Source organism: Microbacterium sp., assembly GCF_035556355.1.
GTDB lineage: Bacteria > Actinomycetota > Actinomycetes > Actinomycetales > Microbacteriaceae > Microbacterium.
The window spans coordinates 192,818-216,839 of the sequence record NZ_DATMFG010000054.1 but is presented as its reverse complement, the minus strand read 5'-3'; the positions used below and the strand labels follow the sequence as shown (position 1 = coordinate 216,839).

25 protein-coding genes and 1 tRNA gene are annotated in these 24,022 nt (G+C 70.2%); 6 read left to right on the top strand and 20 right to left on the bottom strand.

All coding sequences use genetic code 11. From position 1 onward, the window contains the following. Positions 1 to 82: 82 nt before the first annotated feature. The 5 genes from VNR19_RS15575 to VNR19_RS15555 are packed head-to-tail and all read right to left on the bottom strand — an operon-like array spanning position 83 to position 2,583. Positions 83 to 493, bottom strand: coding sequence for a VOC family protein (locus VNR19_RS15575; protein WP_325728183.1), 411 nt, complete (start codon positions 491 to 493; stop codon positions 83 to 85). A 9-nt stretch (positions 494 to 502) separates the two neighbouring features. Next, complete coding sequence (locus VNR19_RS15570; protein WP_325728182.1) at positions 503 to 949, bottom strand: helix-turn-helix transcriptional regulator; 447 nt, start codon at positions 947 to 949, stop codon at positions 503 to 505. Between the two features lie 49 nt (positions 950 to 998). After that, positions 999 to 1,271, bottom strand: coding sequence for a DUF6510 family protein (locus tag VNR19_RS15565; RefSeq protein WP_325728181.1), 273 nt, complete (start codon positions 1,269 to 1,271; stop codon positions 999 to 1,001). After that, complete coding sequence (locus VNR19_RS15560; protein ID WP_325728180.1) at positions 1,268 to 1,993, bottom strand: ferredoxin reductase; 726 nt, start codon at positions 1,991 to 1,993, stop codon at positions 1,268 to 1,270. Before VNR19_RS15560 ends, VNR19_RS15565 begins: the two co-directional genes overlap by 4 nt. After that, positions 1,990 to 2,583 (bottom strand): sulfite oxidase-like oxidoreductase, encoded by a 594-nt coding sequence (locus VNR19_RS15555; protein ID WP_325728179.1) that lies wholly within the window; start codon positions 2,581 to 2,583, stop codon positions 1,990 to 1,992. The genes VNR19_RS15560 and VNR19_RS15555 overlap by 4 nt, the downstream gene beginning before the upstream one ends. Before the next feature lie 186 nt (positions 2,584 to 2,769). Here VNR19_RS15555 and VNR19_RS15550 point away from each other — a divergent pair, with 186 nt between their 5' ends. Beyond that, positions 2,770 to 3,327 (top strand): HdeD family acid-resistance protein, encoded by a 558-nt coding sequence (locus VNR19_RS15550; protein WP_325728178.1) that lies wholly within the window; start codon positions 2,770 to 2,772, stop codon positions 3,325 to 3,327. Positions 3,328 to 3,383: 56 nt separating this feature from the next. On the opposite strand, the gene VNR19_RS15545 is transcribed toward VNR19_RS15550, so the two are convergent. Continuing rightward, a complete protein-coding gene (locus VNR19_RS15545; protein ID WP_325728177.1) occupies positions 3,384 to 5,378 on the bottom strand; it encodes a S9 family peptidase in 1,995 nt (664 codons plus the stop codon). A 1-nt stretch (position 5,379) separates the two neighbouring features. Continuing rightward, positions 5,380 to 6,144 carry an SDR family oxidoreductase gene (locus VNR19_RS15540; protein WP_325728176.1) on the bottom strand — a complete coding sequence of 255 codons (765 nt, stop codon included), beginning with the start codon at positions 6,142 to 6,144 and terminating at the stop codon, positions 5,380 to 5,382. A gap of 122 nt (positions 6,145 to 6,266) precedes the next feature. Here VNR19_RS15540 and VNR19_RS15535 point away from each other — a divergent pair, with 122 nt between their 5' ends. The 4 genes from VNR19_RS15535 to VNR19_RS15520 all read left to right on the top strand — a co-directional run bounded on the left by VNR19_RS15535 (position 6,267) and on the right by VNR19_RS15520 (position 9,330). Next, positions 6,267 to 6,782: an NfeD family protein gene (locus tag VNR19_RS15535; RefSeq protein ID WP_325728175.1), complete on the top strand. Its 516-nt coding sequence runs from the start codon at positions 6,267 to 6,269 to the stop codon at positions 6,780 to 6,782. Then, positions 6,779 to 8,011 carry an SPFH domain-containing protein gene (locus VNR19_RS15530; RefSeq protein WP_325728174.1) on the top strand — a complete coding sequence of 411 codons (1,233 nt, stop codon included), beginning with the start codon at positions 6,779 to 6,781 and terminating at the stop codon, positions 8,009 to 8,011. The genes VNR19_RS15535 and VNR19_RS15530 overlap by 4 nt, the downstream gene beginning before the upstream one ends. After that, on the top strand, positions 7,998 to 8,801 hold the full coding sequence (locus VNR19_RS15525; RefSeq protein ID WP_325728173.1) for a glycerophosphodiester phosphodiesterase family protein: 804 nt from the start codon (positions 7,998 to 8,000) through the stop codon (positions 8,799 to 8,801). Before VNR19_RS15530 ends, VNR19_RS15525 begins: the two co-directional genes overlap by 14 nt. A 136-nt stretch (positions 8,802 to 8,937) precedes the next feature. Further along, a complete protein-coding gene (locus tag VNR19_RS15520; protein WP_325031624.1) occupies positions 8,938 to 9,330 on the top strand; it encodes an RNA polymerase-binding protein RbpA in 393 nt (130 codons plus the stop codon). 5 nt (positions 9,331 to 9,335) lie between these two features. Here the strand turns inward: VNR19_RS15520 and lnt are convergent, their stop codons facing one another. The 9 genes from lnt to VNR19_RS15475 form a co-directional block, all read right to left on the bottom strand. Further along, positions 9,336 to 10,940 carry an apolipoprotein N-acyltransferase gene (lnt, locus tag VNR19_RS15515; protein WP_325728172.1) on the bottom strand — a complete coding sequence of 535 codons (1,605 nt, stop codon included), beginning with the start codon at positions 10,938 to 10,940 and terminating at the stop codon, positions 9,336 to 9,338. Positions 10,941 to 10,961: 21 nt separating this feature from the next. Then, positions 10,962 to 13,460, bottom strand: coding sequence for a DEAD/DEAH box helicase (locus tag VNR19_RS15510; RefSeq protein ID WP_325728171.1), 2,499 nt, complete (start codon positions 13,458 to 13,460; stop codon positions 10,962 to 10,964). Further along, positions 13,457 to 14,215 carry a twin-arginine translocase subunit TatC gene (gene tatC / locus VNR19_RS15505; protein ID WP_325728247.1) on the bottom strand — a complete coding sequence of 253 codons (759 nt, stop codon included), beginning with the start codon at positions 14,213 to 14,215 and terminating at the stop codon, positions 13,457 to 13,459. Before tatC ends, VNR19_RS15510 begins: the two co-directional genes overlap by 4 nt. Positions 14,216 to 14,280: 65 nt before the next feature. Further along, complete coding sequence (tatA, locus tag VNR19_RS15500; RefSeq protein WP_325031621.1) at positions 14,281 to 14,538, bottom strand: Sec-independent protein translocase subunit TatA; 258 nt, start codon at positions 14,536 to 14,538, stop codon at positions 14,281 to 14,283. 85 nt (positions 14,539 to 14,623) lie between these two features. Next, positions 14,624 to 15,589 (bottom strand): helix-turn-helix transcriptional regulator, encoded by a 966-nt coding sequence (locus tag VNR19_RS15495; protein WP_325728170.1) that lies wholly within the window; start codon positions 15,587 to 15,589, stop codon positions 14,624 to 14,626. Then, positions 15,586 to 16,527 (bottom strand): helix-turn-helix transcriptional regulator, encoded by a 942-nt coding sequence (locus VNR19_RS15490; RefSeq protein ID WP_414684195.1) that lies wholly within the window; start codon positions 16,525 to 16,527, stop codon positions 15,586 to 15,588. The genes VNR19_RS15495 and VNR19_RS15490 overlap by 4 nt, the downstream gene beginning before the upstream one ends. Positions 16,528 to 16,650: 123 nt before the next feature. After that, the gene (locus tag VNR19_RS15485) at positions 16,651 to 17,610 is read right to left on the bottom strand and encodes an FKBP-type peptidyl-prolyl cis-trans isomerase (RefSeq protein ID WP_325728168.1); all 960 of its coding nucleotides are present in this window, start codon (positions 17,608 to 17,610) and stop codon (positions 16,651 to 16,653) included. Between the two features lie 40 nt (positions 17,611 to 17,650). Beyond that, positions 17,651 to 18,694, bottom strand: a complete 1,044-nt coding sequence (locus VNR19_RS15480) for a tRNA (adenine-N1)-methyltransferase (RefSeq protein WP_325728167.1) — start codon at positions 18,692 to 18,694, stop codon at positions 17,651 to 17,653. Continuing rightward, positions 18,691 to 19,371, bottom strand: a complete 681-nt coding sequence (locus VNR19_RS15475) for an HAD family hydrolase (protein WP_325728166.1) — start codon at positions 19,369 to 19,371, stop codon at positions 18,691 to 18,693. The genes VNR19_RS15480 and VNR19_RS15475 overlap by 4 nt, the downstream gene beginning before the upstream one ends. Positions 19,372 to 19,491: 120 nt before the next feature. Between VNR19_RS15475 and VNR19_RS15470 the strand changes: the two genes are divergently transcribed. Next, entirely contained in the window at positions 19,492 to 20,358 is an 867-nt protein-coding gene (locus VNR19_RS15470; protein ID WP_325728165.1) for a PAC2 family protein, read from the top strand. A 21-nt stretch (positions 20,359 to 20,379) separates the two neighbouring features. On the opposite strand, the gene VNR19_RS15465 is transcribed toward VNR19_RS15470, so the two are convergent. The 4 genes from VNR19_RS15465 to VNR19_RS15450 form a co-directional block, all read right to left on the bottom strand. Next, positions 20,380 to 21,210, bottom strand: a complete 831-nt coding sequence (locus VNR19_RS15465; protein ID WP_325031614.1) for an undecaprenyl-diphosphate phosphatase — start codon at positions 21,208 to 21,210, stop codon at positions 20,380 to 20,382. Between the two features lie 69 nt (positions 21,211 to 21,279). Next, positions 21,280 to 22,575 carry a M20/M25/M40 family metallo-hydrolase gene (locus VNR19_RS15460; RefSeq protein ID WP_325728164.1) on the bottom strand — a complete coding sequence of 432 codons (1,296 nt, stop codon included), beginning with the start codon at positions 22,573 to 22,575 and terminating at the stop codon, positions 21,280 to 21,282. 115 nt (positions 22,576 to 22,690) lie between these two features. After that, a tRNA-Leu gene (locus VNR19_RS15455) sits at positions 22,691 to 22,775 on the bottom strand. Positions 22,776 to 22,855: 80 nt separating this feature from the next. Further along, positions 22,856 to 23,968, bottom strand: a complete 1,113-nt coding sequence (locus tag VNR19_RS15450) for a VIT1/CCC1 transporter family protein (RefSeq protein WP_325728163.1) — start codon at positions 23,966 to 23,968, stop codon at positions 22,856 to 22,858. Between the last annotated feature and the right edge of the window lie 54 nt (positions 23,969 to 24,022).

The window sequence follows — 24,022 nt, the reverse complement described above, 5'->3', positions numbered from 1 at the left end:
TCTCCATCCATTGAGCTCGTCGGCGCGGGGTCGAGCCTATCGACCCCGGCCGACACCGAGGCGGGCTGGTGAGGCGGGCCGGTCAGACTCGCTGGTCGATGCGGAGGATGTTTCCTGCGGGGTCGCGGAACGCGCAGTCGCGCACGCCGTACGGTTGGTCGGTGGGCTCCTGCAATACGTCGGCGCCTGACGCCTGCAGCGTCTCGAACAGCCCGTCGAGGTCGTCGGTCGAGAGCGTCACCGATGCGTAGCTGCCCTTCGCGATGAGCTCGAGGATCGTCTGACGCTCGGCCTCTGTTATGCCCGGGTCGACGGCCGGCGGATGCAGCACGATCGACGTCTCGGGCTGCCCGACCGGTCCGACGGTGATCCAGCGCATGCCTTCGTAGCCGACGTCCTTGCGCACCTCGAAGCCCAGCGCGTCGCGGTAGAACGCGAGGGCGGCGTCTGCGTCGGTGTGGGGCAGGAACGCGTACTGAATCTTGATGTCCATGCCGCCACGCTAACCGGCGGGCACCCCGCGTGCTTCTCGATTCCTGATCGGCCTGACGACCTGCTTCGCGTGACAGGAGGGCAGCTCGCCGTCGAGCGACTCCGCGGCCCACCGCCGGTACGCGCTCGGCGACATGCCGACGAGTTCGGTGAAGCGCGTGCTGAAGGTGCCGAGCGACGAGCACCCGACCGTGAAGCACACCTCGGTCACGCTGAGGTCGCCGCGCCGCAGGAGCGCCATCGCACGCTCGATGCGTCGGGTCATGAGGTACGAGTAGGGCGACTCGCCGTACGTCGCGCGGAATCGGCGGCTCAGGTGACCGGCCGACATGTTCACGCCGCGCGCAAGCGCCTCGACATCGAGGGGCTGCGAGAACTCGCGGTCGATGCGGTCGCGCACACGCCGCAGCAGTGCGATCTCATGCAGTCGCCGGAGTGCCTCGGGGTCGCTCGTCACGTTGGCGATGGTGTCACGAACCGCCGACGGAATCCAGCGGATGCGCCGCTCACGGCGCCTCGAGCGCGACGAGCGAGCCGATCCGTAGCCGCAGTGTCTCCCCGTCGCGCAGCACGGTGAACAGCGTGTGCGTGCAGGAGCGGCACCGCACGATCGCGGCCGTCTCATCGAGCTCGACGACGTTGTGCGCGAACGGCGCCTGAGCGCCGCATCCGCCGCAGGTTCCCGTCATCATCGTCATATCCTGCGTAAAGAGCTCGGCCAGCAGCCCGGCGATCGCGTTGCCGTCGACGACCGATCTCGCGTTCTCGGCCCGCATCATGCACCTCCGAAGCGCTCGGTCCGGATCTTCGCGGGCGGATGCCCGAGCCGCACGAGCGCGTCGGCGACCTGCTCGACGAACGACGTCGGCCCGCACACGAAGACGTCCGGCATCTGATCCACGGGCCACACGGTCGACGCGATGACCTCGTCGTCGATGCGCCCGACGCGGCCTGTCCATCCCGGGGGTCCGCCGCGCGTGTAGACCCACGTGAGGTTCACTCCCCCGTCGCCTGCCAGCCGCTCGAGCTCATCGCGATATATCGCGGATTCCGGCCGGCGCACGGAGTACAGCAGCCGGAACGGCGGACCGGTGCCTGCATCCGCCCTCGCCTTCGCCATCGCGGCCAGCGGCACGATCCCCGACCCGCCCGCGATGAGCTGCACGGGGTTCACTCCCCCGGGCCGCCACACGAAGTACCCGCCGAGCGGCCCTTTGACCTCGAGCATGTCGCCCGGCTGCACGTCTCGCACGAGGTAAGGCGACACCTCGCCGTCGGGAACCTCGTCGACCGCGAGCTCGATCGTGTCGCCGCCCCCGTAGGAGCCGAGCGAGTACGAGCGCACCGCCTGGTAGCCGTCCTCCGCCGTGAGGCGCACGTCGACGTGCTGTCCGGGCTCGCTGCCGGGCCACCCGGGCACCGTGATGCGCAGCACGCGCGCGGTCGGGGTGACGTCGGCGACCTCGGACACCGTGGCCGGACGCCAGTCGCCGACGATCACCAGTACCGCTCCTCCGTCCACGGATCGCCGTGCATGTTGTAGCCGTTCTGCTCCCAGAACCCGGGGGCGTCCTCATCCATGAGCGTGAGGCCCCGCACCCACTTGGCGCTCTTCCAGAAGTACAGGTGCGGCACGATGAGCCGTGCGGGGCCGCCGTGCTCGGGATCGAGCGGCTCGCCCTCGAACTCGAACACGACCCACGACTTGCCGTCGAGGAGGTCCTCCATCGGCACGTTCGTCGTGTAGCCGCCGTACGAATGGGCCATCGCGTACCCGGCATCCGTCTCGACGCCTTCGAAGAGCGTGTCGATCGATACACCGCGCCAGTGGGTGCCGAGCTTCGACCAACGCGTCACGCAGTGGATGTCGGTCGTGATCTCTTCGATCGGGAGCGCCATGAACTCGTCCCATGTCCACGACGTCGCGTCGCCGTTCTCGTTCCGTATCGTGAAGCGCCACTCGGCCGGCTCCACGCGCGGCGTCGGGCCCGCCGACAGCACCGGGAAGTCCTCGGTCAGATACTGCCCGGGCGGCAGCCGCTCATCGCTCTCACGCCGTCGCGCGCCGAATCCTCGAGAGAACACCGCCATGCGCACCTCCGTGCTCGAGTGCCTGCAGGCACACGGTACTGCCCCCGGGAACGTGCGCGCGAGGGGTTATTGCGACACATTGCGGATGCCGCGACACACGCGACATCGCTTGCCCGCTCCCCCGGCCGCGGGTCTAGTCTGATCGGGTCAACCTTCTCAGGGAATTCCCAGAAAAGAGGTCGTTGTATGTCCACCGCATCCGCAGCCGACAGGACGGCAGTCAACGGCATCCGCACCGCTCTCGGCGTCGGCGGCGTGCTCGCCGTCATCGTCGGCATCCTCATCCTCGTGTGGCCGGCGAAGACGGCGATGGTCGTGACCGCGATCATCGCGATCTACGCGATCGCGGCGGGGCTCGTGTACGCGGGCCTCGGCATCTTCTCGAAGCACAAGGGCGGCTGGGCGCGCATCGGGCACATCATGCTCGGAGTGCTGTTCATCATCGCGGGCATCGTGGCGCTGTTCAACCTCGGTGCGACGACGGCGTGGCTGGCGGTCTTCCTCGGGATCCTCGTCGGAATCATGTGGATCGTCGAGGGCATCGTGGCGCTGTCGACGCTCGGTGACGCAGCCTCGAAGGCCTGGACGATCTTCTTCGCGATCCTCAGCATCATCGCCGGCATCATCCTGCTGTTCTCGCCGGCGTGGGGCGCCGCGGTGCTGTGGCTGATCCTGGGCATCGCGCTGATCGTGCTCGGTCTGCTCAACATCATCCGCGCGTTCCGCTTCGGCAAGAACGCCTGACCTCGTACGACGAGAGCCCCCGGAACCGCGGTTCCGGGGGCTCTTCGCGTGATCTGTCAGGAGGGCGTCTTGACGGGCAGCCTGCGCGCCCACCAGTCGAGGATCGCCGCGAAGCGCTCGATGCGGTGGCGCGGCTGGCCGGACCGCGACAGCTCGTGATTCTCGCCGGGGAAGACGAGCAGCTCCGCGTCAACGCCGTTGCGCACGAGCGCGCTGTAGTACCGGGTCGCCTGCTCGAGCGGGCACCGGAAGTCGAGCTCGGAGTGCATGACGAGCGTCGGGGTGCGCACCTGATCGACGACCGCGAGGGGGCTCTGCCGCGCGATCGCGTCGGGGTCGGTGCCGACGTACTCGTCCCCGAAGAACGAGCCGATGTCGCTCGTTCCCTGGAACGAAGTCGGGTCGAGGAACCCGCGCTCCACGATGGCTCCGGCGAACCGGTGGTCGTGTGCGATGACCCATGCCGTGAGGTATCCGCCGTACGAGCCGCCCATCACGCCGAGGCGGTCGCCGTCGAGCGCGGAGTCGGCTGCGACCGCGCCGTCGAGGAAGTCGATGACGTCGGTGAAGTCGACGGTCCCCATGGCCTGACGGATGCTCCGCCCGTGCTCTCGCCCGTAGCCGGCCGAGCCGCGCGGGTTGCAGTACACGACCGCGTAGCCGGCGTCGACGAGCACCTGCGTCTCGTCGAAGAGGTGCACGCCGTAAGAGGCGTACGGGCCGCCGTGGATCTGGAGGATGACGGGGAACGGTCCTTCGCCCTCAGGCTTGGCGACCCATCCGTGCACCGGGTAGCCGTCTCGTGCGTCGACCGAGAGCTCGGTCGGGGCGACGATCCCCGCCGCGGCGGCACGCGCGCCGAACGCGGTGAGCACGCGAGGCGCGGCGCCGCCGTCGATGAGGAAGAGCTCGCCGTACGAATCCGGCGTCGCGGCGGCGGCGACGATGCGGTCGCCCGCGGCGTCGTGCCCGCCCACCTCGACGTCTCCGCCGAGCACCTCGGTCACGGCGCCGGCGCGGGTGACGCGGAGCAGGCGCACACGGCCGCGCGTTCGGTCCTGCACGAGGAAGTCTTCGCCGAGTGGCGTGATGTGGCTGCCGACCTCACCGAGGTCGACGGTCTCGGCATCCGTCACGCGTCGCGGACCGTCGGCCTCGAGCACCCACAGCGACGTGATCGGCGCGACGAAGTCCACGCCCTCGGGCCCGACGTCGTCGCCGAGGAACGCGATCGTGCCGTCGTCGGCGACCGCCACACCGCCGATTCCGAGATTCGCGTCGCGGCCGATGAGCTCGCGCTCCCCCGAGCCGTCGGTGCGCACCGCGATGAGCGGCGAGCGGAGGTCGCGACGCTCGCGCTCGATCTCGTCGACGGTCGTGAGGATCTCGTCGCCGGAGAAGGCGATGCCCGAGTGCGAGCGGTCACCGTGCGTCAGTTGGGTCGCCTCGTGGGCGACGATCCTCTTCTTCGGCGGTTCGTCTCCCTCGGCGATCACCGCGGGCGCAGGCTCGTAGAAGGGCTCGGAGTCGGTCTGCGGTGCGGCCACGACGAACACGTGCGCGGGGCGGTCGGCGATGTACCCGAGGCCGTTCGCGTGCCACCGGACGCCGGTGATGCGGCGGGGCGATTCGGCGTTGGGGTCAAGCCCTTCCACGGTGCCGTAGCGGCCCTTCTCGGGCACGCGGGCCGTGAAGCCGAGGACGGTGCCGTCGGGTGACCAGTCGAAGTCGCCCACGCCCAGCGGGGCGTCCGTCGCCTGAACCGGCTCGCCGCCTGTCGCATCCACGACGAACAGCTGCGGCCTGCCCTTGGCGTCGAGCCTGGTGAACGCGATGCGTGCGCCGTCGGGAGACAGGCGGGGCGAGCCGTCGGCTTTGCCGCGCGTCAGGCGGCGAGGAGTTCCGTCGGGGAGGTCGACGCGCCACAACTGGCCGACGTTGCTGTTGGCGGCGATGTCGGGACGGGACATCGCGAACACCGCGAACGATCCGTCCCGCGCGATCGTGGGCCGCCCGACCGCGATGAGGGCTTCGATGTCTTCGGCGCGCATGTCACTCCCCCGCGAACGAGCTGATGTCGCCCACGAGGCGGGTGTTGTCGTCGGGGATCGGGTCGACGGCTGCCTGCGCGACCTCGGCCGCGAACTCGGACACGTTGTAGAGGCGCCCGGCCGACTCGCGGCGCGACGCGATCGCGCCCGGGTTCGCGCGCTCGAGCAGGGTCGCGGTGATCGTGCCCTCGATCATGTCGCCCGACACGACCACGAATCCGATGCCGCGCTCCGCGAGCTCGGGGATGCGCTCGCGCAAGGCGTCCTCACCCGCGCGCTTGGACAGCGCCACCGGCTCGTACTCCGGCATCGTCGGCGTCGTGCGGATGAAGTGCGCCTGGTGACTCGTGACGAACACCACTCGGGAGCCGTCGCGCATGAGCGGCAGCGCCGCGTCGAGCACGCCGAGCTGAGCGTCGCGGTTGAGCCGCAGCGCATAGTCCTCGCCCATGCCCGACTCCATGCCGCCGGACGCATTGAGCACGAGGATGTCGAGTCCGCCGAACGCGCTCTCCACCTCGGCGAACATCGCCGCGACCGAGTGCTCGTCGGTCAGGTCGGCGCCCACGACGAGCACCTGCACGCCGAGCTCGCGGAGCTCGTTCGCGAGCTTCTCGGCGCGAGGCGCCTTGTTGCGGTAGTTGATGACGACGTCCGCGCCGGCCTGCGCGAGATAGCGCGCGGTGTCGGCGCCGATGCCGCGCGACGACCCGGTGACGAGGGCGGTCTTGCCGCGCAGCGAATCGGGGGCCAGAGGCTGTGACATGGGGCACTCCTGGGGAATCGGATGCCGCGGCACACCGCGCCGGGCGGTCTCGACCCTATCAAGCGGCGTTCCGCTCACCGCCGGTGTTAGTGTTCAAACAGGCCGACCGGACGGGAGGGGCGATGCTGCCGGATCTCACGCAGTACACGTGGATCGCATGGCTCGTCCTGGCGCTGTTGTTCATCATCATCGAGTTGCTCACGCTCGAGTTCACGTTCCTCATGCTCGCCGCCGGTGCACTCATCGGGGGCCTCGGCGTCTGGCTGGTCGGCGGCCCGTGGTGGCTGCAGATCGCGGTCGCCGCGACGCTCTCCGTCCTGCTCCTCTTCACGATCCGGCCGCTCCTGCTGCGCACGCTGCGCCGCAGCTCCGAACTGGTCAAGACGAACGTCGACGCGCTCCCGGGCCTCGGCGCCCGCGTGACCGTGCGGTTCGTCGACGGCAACGGGTCGGTGCGCCTCGACAACGGCGAGACGTGGACCGCGCTGCTCGCACCCGGCCACGAATCCGCGCCGCTGGATGTGGGCGATCGTGTCGTCGTGGCAGCGGTCCGCGGAGCGATCGTCGAGGTCACGCCCGCCGCCGATTCGTCCCCTCCGCCCTCTCCCCCTGCACCCGACGAAGGGCTCCCCACATGAACACCGTCGATCCCGGCGCCTTCATCGGCCAGATCTTCATCATCGTCCTGCTGATCGTCCTGGCGATCTTCGTCGTCGTGGTGATCTTCCGATCGATCCGGATCATCCCCCAGGCGTACGCCGGCATCGTCGAGCGTCTCGGCCGCTATCAGCGCACGCTGCAACCCGGCCTGAACCTCCTCGTGCCGTTCATCGACCGGCTCCGCCCGCTCGTCGACATGCGCGAGCAGGTCGTCTCGTTCCCGCCGCAGCCGGTCATCACCGAAGACAACCTGGTCGTCTCGATCGACACCGTCGTGTACTTCCAGGTCACCGACGCCCGCGCCGCGACGTACGAGATCGCGAACTACCTGAGCGCGGTCGAGCAGCTCACGACCACCACGCTCCGCAACGTCGTCGGCGGCCTGAACCTCGAAGAGGCGCTCACGAGCCGTGACGAGATCAACGGCCAGCTTCGCGTCGTGCTCGACGAGGCGACCGGCAAGTGGGGCTTGCGCGTGTCCCGTGTCGAGCTCAAGGCGATCGACCCGCCCCTGTCGATCCAGGACTCGATGGAGAAGCAGATGCGCGCCGAGCGAGACCGTCGCGCCGCGATCCTCACCGCCGAGGGAACCAAGCAGTCGGCGATCCTCGAGGCCGAGGGTATGCGCCAGGCCGAGATCCTGCGCGCCGAGGGCGACAAGCAGGCAGCGGTGCTGCGCGCCCAGGGCGAGGCCGAGGCCATCGAGACGGTGTTCAACGCGATCCACGTCGGCGACCCCGATGACAAGCTGCTCGCGTACCAGTACCTGCAGACGCTGCCCAAGATCGCCGAGAGCCCCTCGAGCAAGCTGTGGATCATCCCGAGCGAGTTCACCGAGGCCCTCAACGGCATCGGGCAGGCGTTCGCCGGTCGGGCCGCGGGAAGCGGCGGTGGCGGTGCCGCCGGCTCTTCCACACCTCGTCGGTCGTCCTTCACCGCGGCGCACTCGACGGCAGAAGAGGCGGTCGCGGCCGCGCACGAAGCGGCCTCGGAGGCCGACGAGATCGCGAGCGAAGCGCGCGCCGACGTGAGCGGCAGGCTGCCCGATGAGCGACACGTCACCCCGCCCGAACCGGCGACCCCGCCCGCGCCGGAGATGGACATCCCGCCCGTGCCGCCGCTGCCTCCTGTTCCGCCCGCCCCGTCGTCGGGTGACGCCGCAGGCGACGCGAACGAGACGAACCGAGAGGCGGATGCCGGCGCCTGAGCGGCCGGAACCAGGGGCGCGGCATCCGTGGTTCACCGCCACCGACGCGCCGCGAGTGCTCGCCCACCGGGGTCTCGTCGTGCCCTCCGACGCGCGTGACGGCGTCGTCGAGAACTCCTTCGCGGCCGTCGCCGCCGCGCACGCCGCGGGCGTGACGTACGTCGAGTCAGACTGCCACCTCACCGCCGACGGCACCGTCGTGCTCTTCCACGACGAGAGCCTCGTCCGCGTGACGGGGGATCCGCGCACCGTCGCCCAGGTGACGACGCGCGAGCTCGAGGGGCTCATGGAGTCGCGCGGCGGACTCATCACGCTCGAGCAGGCGCTCGAGGCGTTCCCGACTCTGCGGTTCAACCTCGATGTGAAGGCGGCGGATGCCGCGACCCCGGTAGGCCGCCTCGTGGCGAAGCACGGCGACCGCGTGCTCGTGACGAGCTTCTCGGACGCGCGGCGGCGCGAGGCGCTGCGCACGGCGGAGGAAAGCGGCGGCATCCGTCCCGCCACCTCTCCCGGCACCGAGACGGTCGTGCGCCTCCTGTCGGCCCTCGCGGTGCGCTCCGAGCGGCTCGTGAGGCGCGTCCTGGCGGGCGTCGACGCGCTCCAGGTGCCGGAGCGGCGAGGCGCACTGCGGGTCGTCACTCCCCGTCTCGTGGCGGCCGCGCACAGGCACGGCCTCGAGGTGCACGTGTGGACCGTGAACGACCCGGCCGACATGCGCAGGCTCGTCGCGATGGGGGTCGACGGGATCGTCACGGACCGCGCCGACATCGCCCTCGACGCGCTGTCCTGATCGGGTGGATCGCGCGCCTGTGCGTCCACTGTGAAAGGCCCGCTCGCGCGCTGTGAAAGCCGCCCTCGAGGCCTCCGTTTGGAGTATCCGCACAGGTCGCTTCGTTATACCTCTATAGCGACGAGAGGACCACACAATGGCAGACCGCAGCCTGCGCGGCATCCGGATCGGCGCCCAGAGCTTACAGAGCGAAGAGGGCGTCGTCTTTCATGAGCGCGCACAGCACACGTACTCGTGTACGTCGTGTGGACGTGACACGACCCTTACTTTCGCAGCCGACGCCGAGGTGCCCCCGACCTGGGAGTGCCGCACGTGCGGCGCCGAGGCTCTTCTGCGCATCGGCGACAAGACCGCGTCGGTCGACCACAGTGACGACAAGGCTCCGCGCACCCACTGGGACATGCTGCTGGAGCGTCGCACCATCCCGGAGCTCGAGGAGCTCCTGGAGGAGCGTCTCGCCTACATCCGCGCGCGTCGCGGCGCCGGCGAGGACGTCACCAAGGAGTCAGCCGACCGCATGACCGCCTGACGCGGTCACATCGGCTCAGAGACGCCGGTCCCTTCGGGGGCCGGCGTTTTCGCGTTCGCACGCAGGCGGGCGGCGACGAGCCCCGCGATGACGGCGAGGGTGGCCACGCTCCCCCACCCGACGACGGCTTTGACCCAAACGCCGGCGACGACGGCGGGCGTGAGCCCCGTCCGCAGCTCGACGTCGGTGAGCATCGCCCCCGGCTCATCCGCCGGCAGCGAGTCCACCGTCGTACCGTCGGGAGCGATCACCTGGCTCGTGCCGACCGTCGAGATGTTGACGACCGAGCGGCCCGTCTCGATCGCGCGCAGGCGCGCGACGGCGAGCTGCTGCAGATTCTCGTCGGTGCCGCGGAAGTCGGCGTTGTTCGTCTGGAAGAAGTACACGTCCGCGCCGTCTGTGGCGCCCTCCCACACGAGCGCGTCGTAGATGACGTCGAAGCAGATCGCGAGGCCCGCGCGGAACCGGTCGAGGTCGAACACGGGCGGGTTCACTCCGGGTGTGTAGTCCCGGCCGATCATGTCGATGAGGTCCGGGGCGATCGCGCGATAGAACGCGCGGTCGGGCACGTACTCGCCGAAGGGCACGGGATTGCGCTTGTCGTACGTCTGCGTCATACCCTCGCCCGCGATCCACACGAACGACGTGTTGAAGAACTCGTCGCCCTCGAGGCGCACCATGTTCGCGACGAGCGGCGCGTCGAACGAGCGCGAGACGCGGTTGAGGGCGGATGCCGCGACCGCCGAGTCGCGCGGATCGAGGTCGACCGAGCCCTCGGGCCACACCACGGCGTCGACGTCCTGCTCGCCGAACAGCGGCTCCGTCGCATCGAACTGAGACACGAGGATGTCGCCCCGTTCCCGCACGTCGAAGTAGCCTGCAGGTCCGTTGCCCTGCACGCTCACGACGCGGATGTCGCCGTCCGGCGTCGTCTGCCACGCGGGGACGATGCCGAGCGCGACCAGCGCGACGACGACCGTCCCGAGCGGGATCGCACTCTCGCGGACGGCAGTGGCCCGCTCCCGCCACGACGCCGTGCGGACGATCTCGATCGCGGCGGCGGTGAGCGCGACGACGAGGAACGACAGTCCGGCCGTCCCGATCCACGAGACGACCTCGATGAGCGGGCCGCCGACCTGACTCGTTCCGACTCTGCCCCACGGGAACCCGCCGTACGGGAAGCCGCCCGTGACCTCCTCGCGGGCCGTCCACAGCCCCGCCACGATCGCCGGGAGCACCGTGAGCCGAGCCCAGCGCGCGGGCAGCACACGGGGCACCCAGCGGTAGGCCAGGGTCAGGAGCAGTGCTCCGGCGGCGACGAACAGCGACTCGAAGACCGAGAGCGCGACCCACGGCAGCGGCCCGACCCAACGTGCCGTGAAGTCGACGTTCATGAGATAGAACGCGACTCCGAAGACGAACCCCGCGAGCAACGCGCCGCCGGCTGTGCGCCCGATGAGACTCACGAGCGCGAGCGCGATCGCCGCGAACGCCATCGGCCACCATCCCACCGATGGGAACGCCACGTCGAGCAGAAGCCCACCGGCGGCCGATGCGACGACGGCGGCCCACAGCGGCAGGACGGGTCGCTCGGGCTCGGAGAGGGGCACGGAACAACCCTACGGGCGCTCTCAGACGGTCGTGTGCGCGACGATGCCCCGACGCACCGACTCGAGGGCCTTGCGCGCCGTCGATGCGACGGACTGGTCTGCCACGATCGATAGCTGGTCGAGCAGGTCGATCGTCTGCTTCGCCCATCGCACGAAGTCGCCGGCGGCGAGGTCCGCCTCGCTCAGCACGCGGTCGAGCGGCATGCCGCGCGCCCATGAGTGCATCGCGAGGGCGAGGCCCGTGCCGAGTGGCTCGGATCCCGGCAGGCGGTGGTCGCGCTCCAGATCGTCGAGCTGCTGCCAAAGGGTCTGCGTGTCGGAGAGGGCGCGCCGGAAGGGACCGCGCGGGAGCCCGTGCTCCCCCGGTCCCGACTCGTCTCGCCGCGGCTCGTACACGAGGCAGCACGCCAGCGCCGCGACCGAGGCCGCATCGAGATCGTTCCACGTCCCGACCCGCAGCGACTCCGCGACGAGCAGGTCTCGCTCTCCGTAGATGCGGCGCATCGTTCGCCCCGCCGGGGTGAGAGTCGTCGTGCCGTCTTCCGCGACGCGCACGTAGTCGAGCACCTCGAGCACCTCGACGACGCGGTCGAAGATGCGCGCCACCGTGCCCGTGCGCGTGTCGATCTGCTGTCGCAGCCGGTCGATCTGCCGCTTGAGCTTCCAGTACCGCTCGGCCCAGCGCGCGTGGCGCTCACGGTCGGGGCACTGATGGCACGGATGCCGCTGCATCCGCTTCCGCAACGCGGCGATCTCGCGCAGACGCTTGTCACGCGTCGCACGGCTCGCGTTCGCGTCCTTGCGGTTGAGCTTCTCGAGATCGCTCAGCTCGCGCCGGATGGCGGAGTACTCGGTGAAGTCGCCGCGGTCGCACGTCATCGCCTTCTCGTACCCGGCGAGCGACTCCTCCTGCTCGCGCACCTGGCGAGCGAGCCCGACGACCGCGCGGTCGGCCTGGAACTGGGCGAACGAGGACTCGAGGATCTCGCGCGCCCGCGCGCGGCCGAACCGGTCGATGAGGTTGACCGCCATGTTGTACGTCGGCCGGAAGCTCGAGTTGAGCGGGTACGTGCGTCGAGACGCGAGGGCCGCCACAGCCTGCGGGTCGAGGCCCTCGGTCCACTGGATGACGGCGTGTCCTTCGACGTCGATGCCGCGCCGGCCCGCGCGGCCGGTGAGCTGCGTGTACTCCCCCGAGGTGATCGCGACGCGCGCCTCGCCGTTGAACTTCTCGAGTTTCTCGAGCACGACGGTGCGCGCCGGCATGTTGATGCCGAGCGCGAGCGTCTCGGTCGCGAACACGACCTTCACGAGCTTGCGCTGGAAGAGCTCCTCCACGACCTCCTTGAACGCCGGCAGCAGTCCCGCGTGGTGCGACGCGACACCGCGCTCGAGGTTGTCCAGCCACTCGTGATAGCCGAGCACGGCGAGGTCCTCGTCGAGGAGCGTGCGCGTGCGCTCCTCGACCGTCCGGCGGATCTCGCGCCGCTCGTCGGGCGTGGTCAGCCGCAGGCCGGCTCGCCGCACCTGCTGCACGGCCCCGTCGCATCCGGCTCGGCTGAAGATGAAGAAGATCGCGGGAAGCAGGTTCGAGCGCCGCAGCAGCTCCACGACCTCGGGTCGGTCGAGCCGCTCGACGCGCCGCACGTTCGCCGACCGGACGGGTCGCCTGCCGCCTCTCTGCGGACGACGTCGCGCCGCTTCGTAGCCGGCGTGCCGGGCACTGTTGTAGGACTGGGCACGGCGGTTGCCCTCGTACAGCGGGCCCTTGAAGGAGCGGATGCGCATGAGCTCCTGGTTCACCTGCGCCGTCGCGACTCCGGCTCGGTCATCGAACAGCGGCAGCAGATCGCCGCGCACGAGCACGTGCTGCTCGAGGGGCACCGGGCGGGTCTCCGACACGATCACCTCGGTGTCGCCGCGCACCGTGTCGAGCCAGTCGCCGAACTCCTCGGCGTTCGAGACCGTCGCCGAAAGCGACACGAGCCGCACGCTGCGCGGCAGATGGATGATGATCTCCTCCCACACCGCGCCGCGGAACCGGTCGGCGAGGTAGTGCACCTCGTCCATCACGACGTAGCGCAGGCCGCGCAGCGCCGGCGAGTCGGCGTAGAGCATGTTCCGCAGCACCTCGGTCGTCATGACGACGACGCGGGCACTGCCGTTGATGTTCGTGTCGCCCGTGAGCAGACCGACCTGGTCGGCCCCGTACGCGTCCTGCAGCTCGCGGAACTTCTGGTTCGACAGCGCCTTGATCGGGGTCGTGTAGAACGCCTTCGTGTCGGGCTCGCGCATCGCGAGGTGCACCGCGAACTCGCCGACGATCGTCTTTCCGGCGCCCGTCGGAGCGGCGACGAGCACGCCGCGCCCCTCTTCGAGCGCGCGACAGGCCTCGAGCTGGAACGGATCGAGCTCGAACGGCTGCGACGCGGCGAAAGCCGCCGTGATCGGGTGCCGTCGGTCGCTCTCCGAGGCCTCGCGCGCCCGCGCGTAGCGTTCGGCGGGACCCAGGTCGGTCACGACGCCCCGTCACCGAGGAGCGCCGCGTCGCGCTTCGCCCGACGGCGGTCGAAGATGAGCGAGACGGATGCCGCGGCGAAGAACAGCACGACGAGGATCCCTGCCAGCAGCAGCATGCTCACGACATCCGCCGCGGGGGTTGCGAGGGCCGCGAAGATGCACGCGATGAGCACCGCGACCCGCCAGCCCTTGAGGATCGCCTTGCCCGAGACGATGCCCGCGAAGTTCAGCGCGACGAGGAACACGGGCAGCACGAACGAGACGCCCACCACGATGAGCAGCTTGAAGACGAAGTCGTAGTAGTAGACCGCATCGAAGAACGACGCCGCACCCTCGGGCACGAACGACGCCATCAGTTCGACGATGTGCGGCATGACGAGCAGGCCCACATAGGCTCCCGCGAAGAAGAGAGGGATCGCGGCTGCGAGGAACGCGACCGTGTACCGGATCTCCTTACGCGTCAGGCCGGGCATGATGAACGCCCAGATCTGCCACATCCAGATCGGCGCCGACAGGAGCAGACCGATCGCGAACGACATGCGCAGGCGGAGATCGAAGGCCGATGTCACCGTCGTGAACATGAGCTCGACCTTGCTGCGCTCCTCCGACGTCTCGGCGATCGCGCGGATGGGCTCGGTGATGAGCCAGATGACCGGGTCGGTGATGAAGAACGCGACGACCATTCCCGCGACGACGCCGATCGCCGCGATCATGAGGCGCTTGCGCAGCTCGACCAGGTGCTGGCCGAGCGACATGCGCTTGTCGCGCCGTGGAAGGTCGGACTCTCCCACGCGCGGCGGTCCTGCCGTCGCCACGGCGGTCAGGGCTTGGATTCGGAGGTTCCGCCCGCGTCGGTGCGCACGTCCGCTGCCGGAGCCTCGGTCGAGGAGGCCGAGCCGCTGGTGTTCGCGGTGTCACGCGCCGCGTCTTCGTCTTTCATGGCCTTCATCTCACCCTTGAACACGCGGGCGGACTGACCCATGCTCTTCGCCAGCGCGGGGAGTTTGGCCGCGCCGAACAGCAGCAGGATCACGGCGAGGATGATCAGGAAGTGCCACCCTGTGAGGCCTTGCAGCATTGTCGATTCCTTTCGGCGGGTCCGCTGACAGTGTAACCCGCAGCCTGCTTCAGCGGCCGAGACCCACGTGTGACTCGCCGGGTGTTCAGTGATACTGCGCGAGACCGGCCTCGGCCCACGACCGCGCCGCGGCCCGCGCGCCCTCGGGCTCGAGCACCTCGACGGCCCCGCCGCGGCGAGCGGCGAGCCGCTTGAGGCTCTGCTCGTCGGCGATGCGCATCGTCGCGACCGACCACTCCCCGTCGGTCTCGACGCGGGCGCGGTCGAGGTAGTCGCCGAGGAGCGGGGCGACGGATGCCGGGAACCGCACGCGCGCGACGATGTCGCCCTTGCCCTCCTCGAACCAGTCGGGTACGGGGTCGTGGCCGTGCGAGATCGGGATGTCGGTCAGCTCGATGTCGCTCACGCGGTCGAGGTGGAATGTGCGCATCGCCTCGCGCAGGTGGCACCAGCCCTGCAGGTACCACTGGCCGTCGGCGATGTGCACCTTGACCGGATCGACCGTGCGGGTCGTGGGCGGCGCATCCGGAGCCTTGTAGGTGAACGAGACCGCCACGCCCTGCCGCACGGCGCGCGCGACCGCGTCGCGGACGGCGTCGACGGGGGCCGGTGCGACGATCACCTCGGCGGGCGCGCTCGACGCGCCACGCGAGAGCTTGCGCAGCAGCCCCGCGAAGAGCTCGGAGTCGCCCACGCCGGGGATCGAGCGCGCGAGCTGGAGGCCCGTGAGCAGGGCCGCCGCCTCACGGGCGGTCAGCTTCGGTGCGCGCTCGAGGCCGACGGCGTTCGTGATCACGATGAGGTCCTGCTCGTCGAGGAGGTCCCAGTCGATGTCGAAGAGGTCGTTCGGCATCTGCCAATAGCCGCTGTCTCCGGGCAGGCCGATCATCGGCAGCTTCTCGACCATGGCGCGCATCTGCTGCGGGGTGACGTCGAACTCGTCGGCGGCCTCCGCGATCGACACCTCGCCCTTCGAGATGAGGTACGGCACGAGCTGCAGCATGAGCGCGGCGCGGTCGGTTGCGACGAGCGGCTGGCGGCGGGCGCTCACGGTCGTCCTCCTTCGAATGCCCCGTGCACCTCGGCCGTCGCGCGCAGACGCCGGATGACGTGCTCGCGGAGGTCTTCGGGCTCGACGACGCGCACCTCGGGGCCGTAGGACGCCAGTTCGTCGGCGAAGATGTTGATGTCGACGAAGTTCACGTAGATGCCCTGCTCGGCGGGCGTGGAGCGTCGGCTGAGCCGCAGCGCGGCCTCGGTGCCCGGGTTCACCTCGAGCAGAGCCCGGTTGCGCGCGGCGACGGCGTCGAGTCCGGCGAGAGCGCGGTCGCCGGCGCCGTCCCGCAGCTCGCGGGGGAAGCGCTGACGCGTGATCGTGACGTCGCCCACGATGCGCGCGAGCAGGAACGTGCGGTCGGCGTTCATGTCGAGGTCGTTCGAGAAGAGGTGCCAGCGGCCCTCGAACTCGACGAGTGCGAGCGGCTGCACGTGCCGCATCCGCGGCTCCGCCTCACCCGGCTTGAGGTAGGGGAACGTCACGACGCGGCAGTGCTCGATCGCCTGCTGCAGCGGTGCGAACGACGGCTCGCGCACGCTGATGCGCGGGGTGTAGCCGATGATCGGCTCATCGACGTCGATGCCGAGTGCCCGGATCTTGCGAAGACCCGTGCGCGCTTCGGCCGACATCGAGCTCTCGCCCCACACGGTGCCCGCGAGGTTCAGCAGCGCCACCTCGGCGGGCGTGAACGTGATGTCTTCGGGGAGCTCGTATTCCGTCGTCGGCACGCGATAGCGCGCCTCGCGCAGATCGTCGGGGTCGGCCCAGTCTCCGATCGTCTCGATGGGCACGCCGAGCGCGCGCAGACTCTCCTTGTCGCGCTCGAACATCTTCTCGAGGGCGTCCTTCGACGCGCCCGACTCGTACTGCTCGCGGTAGCCGGCCACCGACGTGAGGATCGTGTCTTTCGTGAGCCCCACGTCGGTCGCCATGAGGGCGACGACCAGGTTCACGAGCCGCTCATCGGGCGGGCTCTTCACGGCGACTTTGGCAGGCACTCCCTCATCTTAGGCGTCGGTGCCCCGCCACTTCCGGGTTTCGCGAAGTGCGTTCCGCTACTCCGCCGGAGCCGCGTCGATGCCGAGGATGTCGAACACGAATACGAGCGTCGAACCGGCGGGGATGCCCGCGCGCTCCTCGTCGCCGTACCCCAGCTCGGGCGGCACCACCACGAGCACCTGCGAGCCCACTGTCGCACCCTCGAGCGCTTCTGCGACACCGGGAACGAGCGAGTCGAGTGTGAGCGAGGCCGGCTCGCCGTCCCACGTCGTCTCGAACGCGTCGCGGTCATCCCACGTCAGCCCCGTGTAGTGCGCGCGGAATGGCGCATCGGAAGAGACGGCCTCGCCGTCACCCTTCTTGAGCGTCTGGACGACGAGTTCCGAAGGCGCGGCGCCGTCGGGCACGATGATGCCCGGGCGACCGTCGGGCGCCCGCACCACACTCGGCACGCCGCGGTCGGCGTTGAACTGGTTCGCGCCGTCCGCGCGAGGTAGGAACACCTTGCGGACGTCGACGACGAGGACGACCGAGTCCTCTTCGGACATGCCGAAGCTCGCCGCCGCATCGGGCGCGACGTCACCGGGCGGGAGCGCTGCGACGATGCGCGAGCCCTCGGTGGCGCACTCGACGATCCGGTCGAACGTCGGGAACGTCTGCTCCCATCGCGAGAGCGCGAACGCGCGCGACAGGTCGCCGTCATACGGCGTCGAGACGATCTCCTCCCCCGTCTCGGCGCTGATGACCGAGATGTCGACGACCGCCACCTGATCGGGCGTCGTGATCGGCGTGCCCTCGCCGCGCGTGACGTCCGCGACGACGAGCTCGTCGGTGTGCAGCGGCGTGTAGACCTTGACGCGCGGCACATCCTCCTGATCGCCGGTCACCGTGACGAGCTTCGCCACCTCGGGATCGGCGGAAGGACGCGGGCAGGCGTCTGCGGCGGACGGGGAGCAGCCGGTCAGAGCGACGGCTGCGAGGGCGACAACCGTGAGGGCAGCGGGGATCTTGCGCACCGGAACAGTCTAGGCGGCATCGCACACCGCCCCTCACGGCCTACTCGGCAGATCCGGCGTCGTCCGCCGCGGCCGCCTGCCGAGCGCCCTCGGCGGCCCGCTGCGCCTCGCGCACGCGCTTGCGCAGGTTCTTGTCGGTGATCTCGCGGTCTCCGACGGCGCCCGGCGTCCACAGCTCGACATCCTCATCGCTGTAGCTCGACTTCGAGGCGCGGCGCTTGCGCTCGGGCGGGACGGCACCCGGTGCGAGGCGGCGCGCCCACAGGAGGAAGCCCGTGTGGGCGACCATGCGGTGGTCGGGGCGCACCGCGAGGCCATCGACGTGCCATCCGCGCACCATCGTCTCGCTCGCGTCGGGCTCGGTGAACAGCCCGGTGTTGCGGATGTACTCCGCGACGCGGCTGAGCTGCGTCGCCGTCGCGACGTAGCAGACGACGACACCGCCCGGCGTGAGCGCGTCGGCGACGGCGTCGATGCACTCCCACGGCGCGAGCATGTCGAGGATCACACGGTCGACGGACGCCGCGCCCACGGTCGCGGGCAGAGCCTCGACGAGGTCGCCGACGACGACGTCCCAGTTGGCGGGCATCCGGCCGAAGAACGTCTCGACGTTGGCCTTCGCGACCTCCGCGAAATCGGCGCGGCGCTCGAACGAGAGGAGACGACCGGATGCGCCGACCGCCCGCAGCAGCCACAGCGAGAGCGCGCCCGACCCGACGCCCGCTTCGACGACCGTCGCTCCGGGGAAGACGTCCGCCTCCGCGAGGATCTGCGCCGCGTCTTTCGGATACACGATCGCCGCGCCGCGCGGCATCGACATGACGAAGTCGCGCAGGAGCGGTCGCAGCGCCAGGTACTCGTGCCCGCCGCTGTTGGCGACGACCGAGCCGTCGGGCAGACCGATGAGCTGCTCGTGCTTGAGCACGCCGTGGTGGGTGTGCAACTCGCCGCCGGGGCGCAGCGTGATCGTGTGCAGGCGGCCCTTCGGACCCGTCAGCTGCACGCGGTCGCCCGCGCGGAACGGGCCGCTCGGACGCGACGCGGGGTGCGGAATCCGGTTCTCTGCCGGCGGCTGGTCGGTCATCGGCGGACTCCCCGGAAATGAGCGCCGTGCAGCGCGGCGATGTCGTCGGCGGTGCGGCCCTCGAGCGTGGTCCACAGGGCGTGGGCGCCGGTGCCCTCGAGACCGATCATGTTCGGCACGCCGATCGCGACCGTGCCGGCGGCCACGGCCGAGCGCAGCCCGTTGGGCGAGTCCTCGATGGAGATCGTGTCGGCGGGGTCTACGCCCAGCAGCTCGCTCGCACGCAGATACGGATCGGGGTACGGCTTGGGTCGGGCGACGTCGTCGCCCGCGACGATGACGTCGAACGCCTCGAAGTCGATGAGATCGACGACGGACTGCGCCATGCGGCGCAGCGACATCGTGACGAGCGCCGTCCGCACGCCCGCCTCGCGCAGGCTCGCAAGCAGTTCGCGCGCGCCCGGGCGGAAGGGGACGCCCTTCGTCGCGAGCTGCGACAGGACCTCGTCGGTCAGGTGGTTCACGATCTCGTCGACCGCCATGCGCACGCCCGCGTCCTGGAAGATGCGCGCGGCGTCGTCGAGTCCCAGCCCGACGAGCCGGAGCGACTGCTCGTGCGACCACGACCCCCCGAAGCTCTCGACCAGCGGCGTCTCGGCCGCGATCCAGTACGGCTCGGTGTCGACGAGGGTGCCGTCCATGTCCCACAGGACGGCGGCGGGGAGGCGGTGATTCACCGCTCAATCCTAACGAGGGGTGCGCGGGCACCGCCGTCGGCACGGGAGCGGCCCCCTCGTCGGCCGCGACGCCTATCCTGGAACTGACCGGCGGCGGGCGCCGCGGTCGGAGGAGGTCGCGTGGACGGACTGGGACGCCGAGTGCTCGTCGCCGCGTTCGACGGATGGAACGACGCCGGTGAGGCCGCTTCGTCCGCCATCGCGCAGTTGAAGACGAGCGGATCGTACGAACCCGTCTACTCCGTGGACCCCGAGCTGTACTTCGACTACCAGTACACGCGCCCGCACATCGAGATCGACGGCGAGGGCCGACGTCGGCTCAAGTGGCCCGAGGCGACGATCCACCGCCCCGTGCACGCGACGCGCGGCACGCAGCTGTGGCTCCTCACCGGCGTCGAGCCGGCTCGTGCATGGCAGGCGTTCGCGGGCGAGCTCATCGACGTCGCACTGCGCGAAGACGTCACGGGGTTCGTGAGCCTCGGCTCGATGATGTCCGACGTGCCGCACACGCGCCCGATCTCCGTCTTCGCCGGCAGCGACAGCGAGAAGCTGCGCCAGTCGCTGGGCCTCGAGCGCAGCACGTACGAAGGACCGGTCGGCATCCTGAGCGTCCTGTCCCACGCGGCGGATGCCGCGGGCATCCCCTCCGCGAGCCTGTGGGCCAGCGTGCCGCACTACGTCGCGGGTCACACGCCGTCCCCGAAGGCCACGCTCGCGCTGCTCGACCGTCTCGAGGACCTCACCGGCGCACCCGTCGATCGCGGAACGCTCGCGACCGAGGCGGCCGCGTGGGAGGCGTCGATCGACGCGGCTGCGGCAGACGACGAGGAGATGACGGAGTACATCCGCCAGCTCGAGCGCACGCGCGACACGTGGGACTCGCCCGAGGCATCCGGCGATGCCATCGCCCAGGAGTTCGAGCGGTACCTGCGCCGCCGCGGCGACGGGCCCGCGAAGCCCGGCCGCGACGACCCTCCGCGCCGCTGACGCCTCGTCGGAGAGGCCGCGTCAGAGCGGTTGGAGCACCCCCGTGCTCAGCAGCACGAGGATCGTCGAGCCGAGCGCGACACGGTAGACGACGAACGGCAGGAAGCTGTGCTTCGAGATCCAGTTCATGAAGAACGCGATCACGCCGAGCGCGACGAGGAACGCGACGATCGTCGCGATGGCCGTCTCGCCGAGGGTGAAGACGCCCGGCTCGTCCCAGCTCTTGAAGAGCTGGTAGAAGCCGCTGCCGAACACCGCAGGGATCGCGAGCAGGAACGCGTACCGCGCGGCAGCGGACCGCTCGTACCCCATGAGCAGGCCTGCCGTGATCGTGCCGCCCGAGCGTGAGACGCCGGGGATGAGGGCGAGCGCCTGCGCGAACCCGTAGATGATGCCGTGCGGCACGGTGATGTCCTGGAGCCTGCGCCGCTTCGCGCCGATGTGGTCGGCGATGCCGAGCAGCACGCCGAAGAGGATGAGCATGCCGGCGACGAGCCACAGCGAGCGGAATACGGTCTCGATCTGGTCCTGGAACAGCAGACCGAGCACCACGATCGGGATGCTGCCGATGATGATGAGCCACCCGAGGCGCGCGTCGGGGTCGTTGCGGGGGATGCGTCCGAAGAGCGCTTTGAACCACGCGCCGATGATGCGCACGATGTCACGCCAGAAGAAGACGACGACCGCCGCCTCGGTGCCGATCTGCGTGATCGCGGTGAACGCCGCGCCGGGATCCTCGGCGCTCGGCAGGAACTCCCCCACGATGCGCAGGTGCGCGCTCGACGAGACGGGGAGGAACTCGGTCAGGCCCTGGACGAGCCCCAGGATGATCGCCTCGAACAGATGCTGCATGCACGCCTTTCGGTGCGGGATGCCGCGGGCGGGGCATCCCTCATGTCGTGTCGCGCGCGGCGACGTGAGTCAGTAGGTGCGAAGGAGGTCGGTGAGGACAGTCTTGCCGAACACGAGGGCATCGATGGGCACGCGCTCGTCGACGCCGTGGAACATGCCGGTGAAGTCGAGGTCGGCGGGCAGTCGCAGCGGTGCGAAGCCGAAGCCCGCGATGCCCAGGCGTGAGAGCGCCTTGTTGTCGGTGCCGCCGCCCATGAGGTACGGGATCACCGGCGTGCCCGGGTCGTGGCGGCCGAGCGCCGCGACCATCGCGTCGACGAGGGCCCCCTCGAACGGCACCTCGAGGCCGATGTCCTGCACGACGACCTCGACCTCGACGTCGTCGCCCACGATGCGACGGATGTCGGCGAGGGCCGCCTCCTCGGTGCCGGGGAGCACGCGGACGTCGATGAGCGCTTCGGCTCGATCGGGGATCACGTTGTGCTTGTAACCGGCGGTGAGGCCCGTCGGGTTGGCGGTCGTGCGCAGCGTCGAGCGGATGAAGCCGGATGCCGCACCCGTCGCGTCGGCGAGGGCGTCGGGGTCGTCGGCGGATGCGCCCGTCAGCGCCGCGAGCCCTTCGAGGAGCTCGCGTGTCGTGTCGGTGAGGCGCACGGGCCATTCGGTGCGGCCGAGCGCCGCGACGGCCTCGGTGAGGCGCGTGATGGCGTTCTCGGGATGGAAGCGGCTGCCGTGGGCGGCGATTCCGCGCGCGACGAGCCGGATCCAGATGAGCGCCTTCTCGCCGGTCTGGAGCAGGTAGGCCCGGCGGCCGCCGGCGGTGATCGAGTATCCGCCGACTTCGCTGATCGCCTCGGTCGCGCCCGCGAACCATTCGGGACGGTCGCGCACGACGAGCGCAGAGCCCTCCACGCCCCCGTTCTCCTCGTCGGCGAAGAACGTGAGGACGAGGTCGCGCTCGGGCTGGTCGCCTGCGCGGAGGATGTCGGCGACGGACGTGAGGATCATGGCGTCCATGTCCTTCATGTCGACGGCGCCCCGGCCCCACAGCAGTCCGTCCTTGATCTCTCCCGCGAACGGGTCGACGCTCCAGTCCTCCGCGATCGCCGGGACGACGTCGAGGTGTCCGTGCAGCACGAGCGCCGGCTTGGAGCGGTCGCGACCGGGGACGCGCGCCATGACGTTCGTGCGGAGCGGAATCGGCTCGTAGTACTCGGGGGTCAGGCCGATCGACTCGAGGTAGGCGCCGACGTACTCGGCTGCCTCACGCTCGCCCTTCGAGCGGCCGCCGCCGTAGTTCGTGGTGTCGAAGCGGATGAGGTCCCGCGCGACCTCGACGACCTCGGGAAGGGGGGCTTCGGGCATGCGCTCCAACCTATCCTCTCGACGACGAAGGCCCCCACTGCGAGGGGGCCTTCACGCTGTCTGGAACGAGCATCGAAACGAATCTGGGCCCCTCGAAAGGGGCCCAGATTGCTTGTGCGCGAGGGGGGACTTGAACCCCCACGCCCTATACGGGCACTAGCACCTCAAGCTAGCGCGTCTACCTATTCCGCCACCCGCGCGAGGTGGTTTTCGGTTTCGCAACCGAGGATCGACGATAGCACGTTCGGCGCTCCGGAACGAATCGAGCGGCTCGCCCCGGTCACCCCAGTGTCACGCCGAACAGGAGCCCGAGCGCGTACGTCACCGCCGCGGCGCCGTAGCCGATCGCGAGCTGCCGGAGGGCGCGCTTGAGGGGCGGACCGCCCGACAGCACCCCGACCGTCGCGCCGGTGAGCATGAGAGCGATCCCGACGAGCACGAGAGCCGTGATCACCGCGGCGAGGCCGCTCAGACCGAAGATCCACGGCAGCACGGGGATGATCGCTCCGGAGGCGAAGAACAGGAAGCTCGAGATCGCCGCCCCCCAGGCCCGTCCGACCACCTCGTTGTCGTCGTGCGTGCCGATCGGCGCCGTGACCGCGGAGTCTGCCTCACTCCCCTGGGCGACCTGGATCACGCGGCGGGCGCGGGCCGTGGCATCCGCTTCGCTCATCCCTCGCGCCCGATAGACCAGAGCCAGCTCGTTCGCGTCGAGGTCGAGGTCGATGAGGGCGTGCTGGGCGTCGTCGTTGGGCTCGGTCGCCGACAGCAGCTCGCGCTGCGATCGCACCGACACGAACTCGCCCGCGCCCATCGACAGAGCGCCCGCGAGGAGGCCCGCGATGCCGCTGAAGAGCACGAACTGGGATGCGACGCCCGTCGCACCGATGCCCATGACGAGCGCGAGGTTCGAGACGAGACCGTCGTTCGCGCCGAAGACCGCCGCGCGGAAGGTTCCCGACAGGCGACGGCGCCCACGAGCGGCCAGTGTGCGGATGACCTCGCCGTGGATCTTCTCGTCCGCCGCCATGGCCGCCGTCGCGAACGGCTCGTCGTCGTAGGGCGATCGCCGCTCTGCGTTCTGCGCGAGCGCGAGCACGAAGATCCACCCGAAGCGCTTCGCCATCCATCCGAGCACGACCGTGTCGAGGCTGCGCCGCGGAAGGCGCTTGGGCTCGCCGCCCAGCAGCTCGAGCCAGTGCGCCTCGTGCCGCCCCTCCGCGTCGGCGAGGGCCTCGAGGATGGCGCGCTCCTCCCCCGTGCGCCGGCTCGCCAGCTGGCGGTACAGGCGCGCCTCGGCACGCTCGTCGACGAGGAACCGCGCCCAGCGCCTCCGGTCGCGTTCGCTCGGCGCGGGCGAAGGCGCAGGATGGTGTGCGGCGGGCGCGCTCAACGGTCCTCCTCTGAGGATTCGGGGCCGGGGGTCGCCTCCACGCTAGCCGGGAGC